Below are 11,623 nucleotides of genomic sequence, written 5' to 3' on the forward strand. Positions count from 1 at the left end.
TATGTTACGTTCAATGTATGCAGGTATTTCTGGAATGAAAGGTTTTCAAACGAAATTGGATGTTATTGGTAATAATATTGCCAACGTCAATACTGCAGGATTTAAAAAAGGGCGTGTAACGTTTCAGGATATGATGAGTCAAATGTCATCAGGTGCACAAGGTGCAACAGATACTCGTGGTGGTGTTAACCCGGCACAGATTGGATTAGGTTCACAAATGGGTTCAATTGATAACATTCATACACAAGGTTTCCGTCAAACAACGAATAATCCGCTAGATTTTTCACTGGAAGGTGATGGGATGTTTGTTGTTGCAAGTGACCTGGAAAGAACTGGTGCAACCGATTTTGATCCGGAAAACATTATTAGTAATATAGATTTGGACGAATCAAATGTTTCTTATACACGAGCAGGTAACTTCTATTTAGATACAAATGGTAACATTGTTAATTCAGATGGGTTGTACTTAATGGGATATGCAGAAGATGGTGATGGCGGTATAAATACAAACAATAACTCTGTATTAAAAATACCTGAAACAGCACAAAGTTTCAGTGTCCAAACAAATGGTACTGTAAATTATATTGATGCAGATGGTAATACTCAAGTTGCCGGGCAAGTTGCCCTTGCAAATTTCTCAAATCCAGCCGGTCTTCAAAAAGCAGGTAGTAACTTGTATTTAAATACGGAGAATGCGGGTTATACCGGATTATCTGAACCTGAAACTGATGGAGTTGCATCTATAGTCAGTGGTTCACTTGAAATGTCAAATGTGGACCTTGCCTCAGAATTTACGGAGATGATTACAGCACAGCGTGGATTCCAGGCTAATACTAGAATCATTACAACATCAGATGAGATTCTTCAAGAACTGGTGAATTTAAAACGTTAATGTAGGGAGGTAGGGAGTGTCCATCAATGAGGTGGCACTCCCGCCATAAATATGGTTCAGCTTACTAGACTGAATGGAGAACTTTTTCTATTAAACGCAATTATGATTGAACAGATTCAATCACATCCAGATACGACGATTACATTGATGAATGGTAAGAAAATAGTTGTCAAGGACTCTGAATCTGAGGTTCAACAATTAGTAACAGATTATTATCGAAAAATCGGTATAAATGGATGGTTTAAAGAAGTGGGTGATGTTAATGAGCGGTAGGTTAGGGAAAACGATGGTTACATCTATAAGCATTTTATTGTTGGCTGGTGTAGTTGCACTTATAGTAGTTTTAAATTTTACCGGTGATAAAAATAATGGCAATGCACAATCAATTGATGAAATCGTAGAAAATTCGTATCAAACCTCTGAGATCACTACCGATTTACAAGATGGCAGTTTTGTACGAATTCAGTTTCAAATTATAACGGATAGTAAGGACGCTAAGGAAGAAGTTATAAAAAGGGAATTTCAGCTTAAAAACATCTTAATAAAAGAACTTGCTAAAATGAATGAAGAAGATTTTAAATCAGGATTATCAAATTTAGAAGATGTTGTTCAGTTAGAATTAAATAAGGTAATGACAGAAGGCAGTATTACAGATGTTTATACAATAAATAAAATATTACAGTAGTAAGGTAAATTCTCCTGTTTGGAGGTGAGGTTTCAAGTGGAAGAAGTACTTTCGCAAAATGAGATTGATGCATTATTATCAGCAATATCGTCGGGCGAAATGAATGCAGATGAATTAAAAAAAGAAGAAAAAGAGCAAAAGGTTCGAGTTTATGATTTTAAGCGTGCGCTTCGGTTTTCTAAAGATCAAATTCGCAGTTTGTCCAGGATTCATGAGAATTATGCCCGTTTATTAACGACTTACTTCTCTGCGCAATTAAGAACATATGTAAATATCTCTGTTGCGTCTGTTGACCAAATACCTTATGAAGAATTTATTCGATCTGTTCCGAAAATGACCGTATTAAACATGTATAGTCTAGAACCACTTGAAGGCAGAATTTTAATGGAAGTTAATCCGAATATAGCATATGGGATGCTTGACAGGGTCCTTGGAGGAAAAGGGTATAGTGTTAACAAAGTAGAAAATCTAACTGAAATTGAAACGATGCTAATGTCTCAGCTTTTTGAAAAAGCGACGGTAAACTTACAAGAGGCTTGGTCATCCTTAATAGAAATTGATCCAGTATTAGAGGATTTTGAAGTGAATCCGCAATTCCTTCAAATGGTATCACCAAATGAAACAGTTGTTGTAGTTTCATTAAATACAACAATAGGCGAAACAAGTGGCATGATTAACATTTGTATTCCACATATAGTTTTGGAACCTATTATTCCAAAGTTATCAGTACATTATTGGATGCAAACAGCTACTAAGAAGCGGGACCCAGAAGCATATGAAAAATTATCTAACAATATTCAACTTGCTAATGTTGAAGCAAAGACAATATTGGGTAACGCCAATATTAGCATTCAGCAGCTACTTAATTTAAATACAGATGACATAATAGGGCTAAATCAACCAATAGATCATCCATTAACATTAGCAGTAAATGATGAAGCTAAGTTCTATGTACAGCCTGGCAAATTTAAAAATAAGATGTCAGTCCAAGTACTCGGAGAAATTAAGGGGGGGAACAATAATGAATGATGGTATGCTTTCCCAAGACGAAATAGACGCACTTCTAAAAGTAGGTGAAGAAGAAGACGAGATGGATAAAAATTCAAGCGATACTTTAAATTCATTATCAACAATTGAAATAGATACCCTAGGGGAAATAGGTAATATCTCTTTTGGAAGCTCGGCAACAACATTATCTACTTTACTAAATCAAAAAGTAGATATTACGACTCCAAAAGTTACTGTTATTAAAAATACTGAATTGAATAACGTCTTTGATTATGATCATGTAAATATTCAGGTGAATTATATAGAGGGATTCAATGGACAAAATGTACTAGTTATGAAGTCAGAAGATGCTGCTGTAATCTCAGACATTATGCTAGGTGGTGAGGGAACATCTCCAGATAATGAATTAAATGAAATACATTTAAGTGCTGTTCAGGAAGCAATGAATCAAATGATGGGAACTGCTGCAACAAGTATGTCAACGGTATTTGGGAAACGTGTTGATATTTCACCGCCAACTATTAATCTTGAAAAATCTAAAGGCGATGAAAGCGCAGAATCTTTCCCTGACGAAGAACATTTTGTGAAAGTTTCGTTTCAGCTGCAAGTTGGTAACCTGATAGACTCTAATATAATGCAGTTGATACCTGTTCAATTTGCCAAGCAATTGGTTGATCAGTTGTTGAATGCCTCTTCTTCTGATGCGAAAGAAGAAGCAGCAGTAACAGCAGAGACAGAAAAGCCAAAAGTGAAAACTGAACAAAAGGCTAATTCAGATCAGGAAATGCCTGAGAGTGCACAATATTTGGGAGATTCAATTGACCAAGATAATTCTTCTATTCAACAAGCAACATTCTCGAACTTTGAACAAGTTGAGTTGAACAAAAGTGAGCAGCGTAACCTGGACATGCTTTTAGATATACCATTGAAAGTAACGGTAGAACTTGGTCGTACAAAAAGGACCATTAAGGATATTTTGGAACTATCAGCTGGATCTATAATTGAATTAGACAAACTTGCAGGTGAACCAGTGGATATCTTAGTGAACGAAAAGTTAATTGCTAAGGGTGAAGTAGTAGTTATTGATGAGAACTTTGGTGTTCGTGTAACGGATATTAGCAGCAGAACAGACCGTTTGATGAAACTAAAATAATAATATATCTAAAAGGGGGATTACTACAATGGCAAAACAAATTTTAATAGTAGATGACGCAGCTTTCATGCGCATGATGATAAAAGATATCTTAAGTAAAAACGGATTTGAAGTAGTTGGCGAAGCACAGGATGGCGTAGAGGCAATTGAGAAATATAAGGAGTTGAAACCTGATCTCGTTACACTCGATATTACGATGCCAGAGATGGACGGGTTAGCTGCTTTAAAAGAACTAAAACAACTAGATGGTGATGCAAATATAATCATGTGCTCAGCTATGGGACAACAGGCTATGGTTATAGATGCTATTCAGGCTGGCGCTAAAGATTTCATCGTTAAACCGTTCCAGGCAGAACGAGTTGTGGAAGCAATCCAGAAGGCGCTAGATTAAGAAACGAGTGAGTATAGTGATAAAAAGATTAGGATTATTTATTTGTATCATAGCTTTCATTTTCACAGCTTCGTATCCTGTGATTACCGAGGCGGAACCCAGTGTAGAAAATTGCCTCGATGAAGATACAGATTGTACACAGGCTGAAACAACTCCTATTGAAACCGATAGTGATGAAGAGTCTGGTGAAATGAGTAATGGGTCATTACTATTTAACTTGGTCAAGATGTTTTTTGCCTTACTGTTGGTACTTGGACTTATATACTTATTACTTAAGTTTTTAAGCAAGCGTAATAAACTGTTTCAACAAGTAAAAGCGTTGGAGAATTTAGGTGGTATTTCAGTTGGACCTAATAAATCAATTCAGCTGGTTCGAATTGGTTCCAGAATCTTTGTTATAGGTGTCGGTGAAAATGTGGAAATGCTACAAGAAATTACTGAAGAAGAAGCAAAGAAAGAAATATTACATAATAATGCATCCAATGAAGTTGAAACAAAGTCAATATTGACGTCTATTTTTCAACAAAAATCAGGTTCTGACGAAGCAAATCAATCTAAGAAAGATTTTAAAAATATGTTTTCGAGTGAATTAAATAAATTAAAACAAAGCAGAACAAAATTAATCAATCAACGGAAACAGAAGGAAGATAAACATGAATGAATTTGTCGAAATGTTTTCTGGATCCGATCCTTCATCTATATCAACATCAGTAAAACTATTATTATTACTAACTGTTTTATCATTAGCACCAAGTATATTAATTCTAATGACAAGTTTTACAAGGATAATAATTGTACTGTCATTTGTTAGAACATCACTCGCTACACAACAAATGCCACCAAACCAAGTATTAATCGGGCTGGCGTTGTTTCTTACCTTTTTCGTAATGGCACCAACTTTTAATGAGGTTTATGATGAGGCATTACAGCCGCTATTTGAAGAAGAAATAACATTGGATGAAGCATATGATCGGGCAAGTATGCCAATGAAAGAATTTATGTCGAAACATACACGGCAAAAAGACCTGGCATTATTTATGAATTATGCGGAAATTGATAGGCCCGATAATATAGAGGATATTCCATTAACTACGTTGGTACCGGCTTTTGCGATAAGTGAATTAAAAACTGCCTTTCAGATGGGATTTATGATTTTTGTTCCATTTTTAATAATTGATATGGCTGTTGCAAGTGTTCTTATGTCAATGGGGATGATGATGTTACCACCAGTAATGATCTCATTACCATTTAAAATACTGTTATTTGTATTAGTAGACGGCTGGTACTTGATTACACAGTCATTATTACAAGGTTTTTAAGGCAGGTGTTTATATTTGACGAGTGAGTTTGTATTAACCTTAGCTGAAAAAGGTGTCTATGTTATTTTACTTATATCCGGTCCATTGCTTATCTTGGCACTATCTGTGGGACTTCTTGTCAGTATTTTTCAGGCCACAACTCAAATACAGGAACAAACACTGGCCTTTATTCCAAAAATAGTTGCTGTATTAGTAGGACTTGTATTTTTTGGACCATGGATGCTTACGAAGATGGTCGAATTCACAGTAAATTTATATCAAAATCTCAATCAGTTTGTAGGGTAAAGTATGTTAGATATTATTAATCTTTCTAGTATTCCTGTTTTTTTACTAGTTTTTGTAAGAGTACTAGCGTTTTTCTCGACAGTTCCGTTGTTTTCATATCGAACTATACCCACGCCATTTAAGATTGGTTTTTCGTTTTTTCTGGCATTAGTAATGTTTTATACCGTTGATACATCGAATGTGTCAATTGATGATATGTTTTTGTTTTTATTAGTAAAGGAAGCAATTGTTGGTCTTTTAATAGGGTTACTAGCCTATATAATACTTTCAGCAATCCAAATTGCTGGCGGTTTCATAGATTTCCAAATGGGGTTTGCAATAGCTAACGTAATTGATCCGCAAACAGGTGCTCAAAGTCCCTTAACAGGTCAATACCTTTATATCATTGCATTATTATTCTTATTATCGGTAAATGGTCATCATTTGTTAATAGATGGAATCTTTTATAGCTATAATTTAATCCCTATCGAATCTTTTATTCCGTTTGAGGATGGTACAATAGCTGATTTTGTGATAACTACTTTTAATAAAATGTTTGTCATTGCATTCCAGATGGCAATTCCAATTGTTGGCTGTTTATTTTTAGTGGATGTTGCACTGGGGATTATTGCTAGAGCAGTACCACAATTAAATGTGTTTGTAGTTGGATTGCCAATAAAAATTTTCGTGAGTTTTGTTGTTATTTTATTTTTCCTTAGTCTTTACATTGTTTTGGCGAAAAGCCTTTTTGAAACGATGTTTGATGCAATGCGAGGTTTAATGCAATTATTCGGAGGTGCTTAATGTGCACTTGAAACTGGACTTGCAATATTTTGCGGGCGCCGATGAAAAAACAGAAAAAGCTACACCCAAGAAACGTCAGGACGAAAGGAAAAAAGGGAAAGTAGCCAAAAGTCAGGACATAAACACAGCATTTTTATTGTTTTTTTGTTTCGTGATATTAGTAGTGTTTGGCGGATTCATGAAAGACATTATGACAACAATGTTTCAACACACCTTTACAGAGTATATGAACTGGGACGTAACGATAGCCTCAGTTGGCTTGGTATTAACAGAAACTTCATTAGAGCTTGGGAAAATGCTTGCCCCAATAATGGTCGTTGCAATTCTTGCAGGTTTGGCTTCTAACTTTACACAAATCGGATTTTTGTTTACGACAGAACCTTTAAAGCTTGATTTGAAGAAACTTGATCCAATTCAAGGGGCAAAAAAGATTTTTTCGGCTAGAGCTTTAGTTGAATTGCTAAAGTCGTTATTAAAAATCACCTTCATTGGAATAATTACGTTTTTAATTATTTGGATGTATAAAGATGAGATGATGATGCTTGCGTTCAAAACTGCTGAGAATGCTATTGGTTTTTTTGGAAGAATTACAATTATCATGGGTGTTTCAGCAGCGTTCGCATTACTATTCCTATCCGTTTTAGATTACACCTATCAAAAATATGACTTCGAAAAAAGTTTAAAAATGTCAAAAAAAGATGTTAAAGATGAGCATAAGAATATTGAAGGTGACCCTCAAATCAAAGCAAAAATCAAAGAGAAACAGCGTCAAATGGCGACGAGGCGGATGATGAGCGAGGTTCCTTCAGCAGATGTGGTAATTACGAACCCTACACATTTTGCTATTGCGATTAAGTATGATGAAGATAAAGCTTCTGCTCCATATGTTGTTGCAAAAGGGGTCGATCAGATAGCGTTCAAAATTAGGGAAATTGCCAAAGCAAACAATGTGGTTACAGTTGAAAATAAGCCATTGGCAAGAACTTTATATGATGTGATTGAAATTGGTGATATTATACCAGAAGAATTTTATCAGGCTGTAGCTGAAATGCTTGCTTACGTTTACAGGTTAGAGAAAAAAGTTGGGCAATAAGGAGAGACATCTATGAAAGCACGTGATTTATCCGTACTTTTAGGAGTAATTTTAATAATAGTTATGCTTGTCGTCCCTTTACCGGGATGGCTATTAAGTATACTTATTTTATGTAATATATCTTTAGCACTTGTCGTTATTTTAGTTTCGATGAATACACGTGAAGCACTGCAGTTTTCAATATTTCCTTCTCTCTTATTGTTATTGACATTGTTTCGACTTGCATTGAATGTTTCTACCACAAGATCAATACTATCTGAGGCAGAAGCTGGTGGTGTCATTGCTACATTCGGATCTTTTGTAATTGGCGATAACCCGCTTGTAGGCTTTGTTGTATTTGTTATTCTAGTTATTATTCAATTTTTAGTTATTACAAAAGGTGCAGAGCGAGTATCTGAAGTTGCTGCAAGATTCACATTAGATGCTATGCCTGGTAAGCAGATGAGTATTGATGCTGATTTGAATGCTGGATTGATTTCAGAGCAACAAGCTAAAGAACGACGTGAGAAAGTAGAAAGTGAAGCTGATTTCCATGGTGCTATGGATGGTGCAAGTAAATTCGTGAAAGGTGATGCCATAGCAGGGATTATTATTGTGTTAATTAATATTATCTTTGGACTTGTTATTGGTATGGTTCAAATGGACTTCACCTTTACAGAAGCAATGAATACATATATGCGCCTTACTGTTGGCGATGGATTAGTAAGTCAGATACCTGCATTATTGATCGCAACTGCTACTGGGATTGTAGTTACTAGAACAACATCAACCGGAAATTTGGGAAGCGATGTGACCGAACAGCTTCTGCAATACCCGAAACTGTTGTTTATCGCAGCAGGAACTTTATTCCTGCTTGGATTTACACCGATTAATTTCTTTCTAACTACAACGTTGGCCGGATTATTAGCTTTGGGAGGATATGTACTTCTGAAGCAGTCTGATGAACAAGAAGAGCCTGATATCGAAGAGGAAGAGCAGACAGAATCTTCATCAATGAAATCACCTGAAAGTGTCGTGAACTTATTAAACATGGACCCGATTGAATTTGAATTTGGCTATGCACTTATTCCATTGGTCGATGCAAGCCAAGGCGGAGATTTGCTTGATAGGGTAGTAATGATCCGAAGACAGCTTGCGATTGAATTAGGTATTGTAGTTCCCGTAGTGCGAATTCGGGATAATATTCAGTTAAATCCGAATGAGTATCGGTTGAAAATAAAGGGAAATGAAGTAGCATTCGGAGAGTTATTGCTTGATCATTATCTAGCAATGACTCCAGACATAGATGATGAGGAGATAGATGGTATCGAGACAAAAGAGCCGGCATTTGGTTTACCGGCAAAGTGGATAAGTGAAGAGAATAAGGATGATGCAGAGTTATCCGGATACACGGTGGTTGATCCTCCATCAGTTGTTTCGACTCATATCACGGAAATTATTAAACAAAATGCACATGCGTTATTGGGACGTCAGGAAACAAAGCAGTTAATCGATCACCTGAAAGAAAACTATCCAATCCTGGTAGAGGAGGTTACTCCAGAGCCATTAGCAGTTGGCGATGTTCAAAAAGTTCTAGCCAAGCTGCTCAAGGAAAATATTTCGGTTCGGAACCTACCGATTATTTTCGAAACGTTGGCTGATTTTGCCAAGATGACAAATGACACAGAACTTTTAACCGAATATGTACGGCAAGCATTATCATCACAGATAACCAAACAATATGTAACTGATGATATGTCGTTAAAAGTGATTACTGTTTCAGGGAAAGTAGAGAAAATGATTGCAGAAAGTATTCAGCAGACTGAGCACGGTAATTATATAACGTTAGACCCCGAGTCACAGCAAATCATTGTGAAAACACTTCATGATGAAGTAGAAAAGCTGACATTGCAAGAAGAAACTGCTGTTGTCCTATGCTCTCCTGCAATCAGGATGTATCTAAAACAGTTATTAGATCGATTCCTTCCACAAGTGGTTGTGCTATCGTATAACGAATTAGAACCAAGTGTTCAAATACAAAGTGTTGGAGTGGTGAATGTAGCATGAAGGTGAAAAAGTATGTAGCATCAACAATGCCAGAGGCCATGAATCGAATACGCAAAGAACTTGGACCTGAAGCTGTCATTTTAAATTCAAAGGAGATTTTTCACGGTGGCTTTTTAGGGTTTTTTAAGAAGAGAAATATTGAAGTAATTGCGGCACTTGATCCACAGCCTCAACCACCAAAAAAGCAGGAAATGATAAAGGATACGAGCAGTGTCAATAAACCAGCGAATGTTGAAGATGGTACTATTTTAAATGAAATACGACACTTAAAGAAAATTATTGAAGTGCAGTCATCAAATAAAAATAACGATTATCCGGATGAGTATCAAATTATCTTTTACCATTTGATAAATCAAGAAATTGATAAGGATTTGGCAGAAAGCATAATAGATACCATTCTTAACAGACATGACAATATACCGGAATATACTCCAACACAAGATAGTATTTTGGATGATACAAAGGCAGAGATAGAAAACAGGTTAAGTGAATTACCATTTAATGGACTGACATATCAAAAGAAGATTATTCAATTTGTTGGTCCAACAGGGGTTGGAAAAACAACCACAATTGCAAAAGTAGCAGCGGCTAGTATGCTAAATGATAACAAAAAAGTTGCACTAATTACTGCTGATACATATCGAATTGCAGCTATAGAGCAATTAAAAACATATTCAAAAATACTAGATATACCAATTGAAGTCGCTTATAATATTAAAGATTACAAGGATGCTGTTGAAAAATTTAAATCCTATGATTTAATTCTTGTTGATACTGCTGGACGAAATTTTCGGGATGAAAAGTACGTAAAAGAACTGCAGAATAGTATTCAATTTAATGCTTCTATTGAAACGTATTTAGTATTATCCATGACAGCAAAGCCAAAGGATATAACAGAAATACACGATCAATTCAGCCATTTATCGATAAGTGAAGTTATTTTTACTAAGGTTGATGAGACAAGACAATATGGCAGCATGTTGAACATTGCGTTAAAGAAAAACGTAGGGGTGGTATTTATGACAAATGGGCAGGATGTACCGGACGATATTATTGAACCATCCCCGAGTCTTATTAGTAGTTATATAGTGGGTGAATATAGTGATGCATGATCAAGCTGCAAGCCTTAGACGTCAACTGGAAATTTCCAAAAACCCAAGACAGGCAAGAACTATAGCAGTAGTAAGCGGAAAGGGTGGCGTGGGAAAATCAAATGTCGCGTTAAACTTTTCATTAGAGCTACTGAATCAGGATAAGAAAGTTCTTCTTCTAGATTTGGATGTTGGAATGGGTAATATTGATATATTACTAGGTTTACATTCGGAGAAAACAATCGTTGATATGTTTACTGATCATTTATCCGTTCATGATATTATAAAAACAGGACCACGTGATTTGGCATATGTTGCAGCAGGGTCGGGGCTAACAGATCTTTTTATGATGGATCAGGAGAAAAGAGATTACTTTTACCAGCAATACGATGAATTAGTTAAAATGTATGATTATATCATATTTGATATGGGGGCAGGAGCAACAAATGATAGTTTATCATTAATTATTGCATCTGATGAATGTATTGTCGTCACCACGCCCGAACCGACATCCATTACTGATGCGTATGGCATGATAAAGCACATTTTAAATAAGCAGAGGAATATGCCGATATCCGTTATAATGAATCGCTCAGCATCTCTGAAAAGTGGGTACCAGGCATTAGATAGATTTCAACGAGTTGTCACTCAATTTTTAGATGTAGAAATTCATAAGCTTGGCATACTCCCTGATGATAAAATCGTATCCACTGCAGTAATCCGCCAAATACCATACGTTTTATTAAATGAAAAGGCTGCTGTGTCAAAGGCTATTAGAGAAATTGCTAGCAACTATACAACATATGGAACTGAATATCAGCAACAAAAATCTACTTCCTTTGTAAAAAGACTTAAGCAGTTTATGATGGAGAGGTAA

Annotated in this window: 14 protein-coding genes; all 14 read left to right on the plus strand. The window is 35.8% G+C overall.

Going from position 1 to position 11,623, the window contains the following annotated elements; genetic code table 11:
- Position 1 precedes the first annotated feature (1 nt).
- The 14 genes from flgG to J2Z82_RS10065 are packed head-to-tail and all read left to right on the plus strand — an operon-like array spanning position 2 to position 11,623.
- The gene (flgG, locus tag J2Z82_RS10000) at positions 2 to 892 is read left to right on the plus strand and encodes a flagellar basal body rod protein FlgG (RefSeq protein ID WP_209480661.1); all 891 of its coding nucleotides are present in this window, start codon (positions 2 to 4) and stop codon (positions 890 to 892) included.
- Between the two features lie 51 nt (positions 893 to 943).
- Positions 944 to 1,165 carry a flagellar FlbD family protein gene (locus J2Z82_RS10005; RefSeq protein WP_209480662.1) on the plus strand — a complete coding sequence of 74 codons (222 nt, stop codon included), beginning with the start codon at positions 944 to 946 and terminating at the stop codon, positions 1,163 to 1,165.
- Complete coding sequence (gene fliL, locus J2Z82_RS10010; RefSeq protein WP_092505015.1) at positions 1,155 to 1,577, plus strand: flagellar basal body-associated protein FliL; 423 nt, start codon at positions 1,155 to 1,157, stop codon at positions 1,575 to 1,577. The genes J2Z82_RS10005 and fliL overlap by 11 nt, the downstream gene beginning before the upstream one ends.
- A 36-nt stretch (positions 1,578 to 1,613) precedes the next feature.
- Positions 1,614 to 2,606 carry a flagellar motor switch protein FliM gene (fliM, locus tag J2Z82_RS10015; protein WP_209480663.1) on the plus strand — a complete coding sequence of 331 codons (993 nt, stop codon included), beginning with the start codon at positions 1,614 to 1,616 and terminating at the stop codon, positions 2,604 to 2,606.
- The gene (fliY, locus tag J2Z82_RS10020) at positions 2,596 to 3,738 is read left to right on the plus strand and encodes a flagellar motor switch phosphatase FliY (RefSeq protein ID WP_209480745.1); all 1,143 of its coding nucleotides are present in this window, start codon (positions 2,596 to 2,598) and stop codon (positions 3,736 to 3,738) included. Before fliM ends, fliY begins: the two co-directional genes overlap by 11 nt.
- A gap of 28 nt (positions 3,739 to 3,766) precedes the next feature.
- Complete coding sequence (locus J2Z82_RS10025) at positions 3,767 to 4,129, plus strand: response regulator (protein WP_092492940.1); 363 nt, start codon at positions 3,767 to 3,769, stop codon at positions 4,127 to 4,129.
- A 16-nt stretch (positions 4,130 to 4,145) separates the two neighbouring features.
- Complete coding sequence (locus J2Z82_RS10030; protein ID WP_209480664.1) at positions 4,146 to 4,790, plus strand: flagellar biosynthetic protein FliO; 645 nt, start codon at positions 4,146 to 4,148, stop codon at positions 4,788 to 4,790.
- Positions 4,783 to 5,448 (plus strand): flagellar type III secretion system pore protein FliP, encoded by a 666-nt coding sequence (fliP, locus tag J2Z82_RS10035; RefSeq protein ID WP_209480665.1) that lies wholly within the window; start codon positions 4,783 to 4,785, stop codon positions 5,446 to 5,448. Before J2Z82_RS10030 ends, fliP begins: the two co-directional genes overlap by 8 nt.
- A gap of 15 nt (positions 5,449 to 5,463) precedes the next feature.
- Entirely contained in the window at positions 5,464 to 5,733 is a 270-nt protein-coding gene (gene fliQ / locus J2Z82_RS10040; protein WP_209480666.1) for a flagellar biosynthesis protein FliQ, read from the plus strand.
- Positions 5,734 to 5,736: 3 nt separating this feature from the next.
- Positions 5,737 to 6,516, plus strand: a complete 780-nt coding sequence (gene fliR / locus J2Z82_RS10045; RefSeq protein WP_209480667.1) for a flagellar biosynthetic protein FliR — start codon at positions 5,737 to 5,739, stop codon at positions 6,514 to 6,516.
- Position 6,517: 1 nt separating this feature from the next.
- Entirely contained in the window at positions 6,518 to 7,609 is a 1,092-nt protein-coding gene (gene flhB, locus J2Z82_RS10050) for a flagellar biosynthesis protein FlhB (RefSeq protein WP_209480668.1), read from the plus strand.
- Between the two features lie 12 nt (positions 7,610 to 7,621).
- Complete coding sequence (gene flhA, locus J2Z82_RS10055; protein WP_209480669.1) at positions 7,622 to 9,655, plus strand: flagellar biosynthesis protein FlhA; 2,034 nt, start codon at positions 7,622 to 7,624, stop codon at positions 9,653 to 9,655.
- Positions 9,652 to 10,767, plus strand: a complete 1,116-nt coding sequence (gene flhF / locus J2Z82_RS10060; protein WP_209480670.1) for a flagellar biosynthesis GTPase FlhF — start codon at positions 9,652 to 9,654, stop codon at positions 10,765 to 10,767. Before flhA ends, flhF begins: the two co-directional genes overlap by 4 nt.
- The gene (locus J2Z82_RS10065; RefSeq protein WP_209480746.1) at positions 10,760 to 11,623 is read left to right on the plus strand and encodes a MinD/ParA family protein; all 864 of its coding nucleotides are present in this window, start codon (positions 10,760 to 10,762) and stop codon (positions 11,621 to 11,623) included. Before flhF ends, J2Z82_RS10065 begins: the two co-directional genes overlap by 8 nt.

This window comes from Virgibacillus litoralis (assembly GCF_017873675.1).
Taxonomy (GTDB): Bacteria; Bacillota; Bacilli; order Bacillales; family Amphibacillaceae; genus Lentibacillus; species Lentibacillus litoralis.

Bases quoted from the DNA above. Each gene is read 5' to 3' on its own strand.
- flgG (WP_209480661.1), top strand. From the start codon at position 2: ATGTTACGTTCAATGTATGCAGGTATTTCTGGAATGAAAGGTTTTCAA.
- J2Z82_RS10005 (WP_209480662.1), top strand. From the start codon at position 944: ATGGTTCAGCTTACTAGACTGAATGGAGAACTTTTTCTATTAAACGCA.
- fliL (WP_092505015.1), top strand. From the start codon at position 1,155: ATGAGCGGTAGGTTAGGGAAAACGATGGTTACATCTATAAGCATTTTA.
- J2Z82_RS10025 (WP_092492940.1), top strand. From the start codon at position 3,767: ATGGCAAAACAAATTTTAATAGTAGATGACGCAGCTTTCATGCGCATG.
- fliP (WP_209480665.1), top strand. From the start codon at position 4,783: ATGAATGAATTTGTCGAAATGTTTTCTGGATCCGATCCTTCATCTATA.
- fliR (WP_209480667.1), top strand. From the start codon at position 5,737: ATGTTAGATATTATTAATCTTTCTAGTATTCCTGTTTTTTTACTAGTT.
- flhA (WP_209480669.1), top strand. From the start codon at position 7,622: ATGAAAGCACGTGATTTATCCGTACTTTTAGGAGTAATTTTAATAATA.
- flhF (WP_209480670.1), top strand. From the start codon at position 9,652: ATGAAGGTGAAAAAGTATGTAGCATCAACAATGCCAGAGGCCATGAAT.
- J2Z82_RS10065 (WP_209480746.1), top strand. From the start codon at position 10,760: ATGCATGATCAAGCTGCAAGCCTTAGACGTCAACTGGAAATTTCCAAA.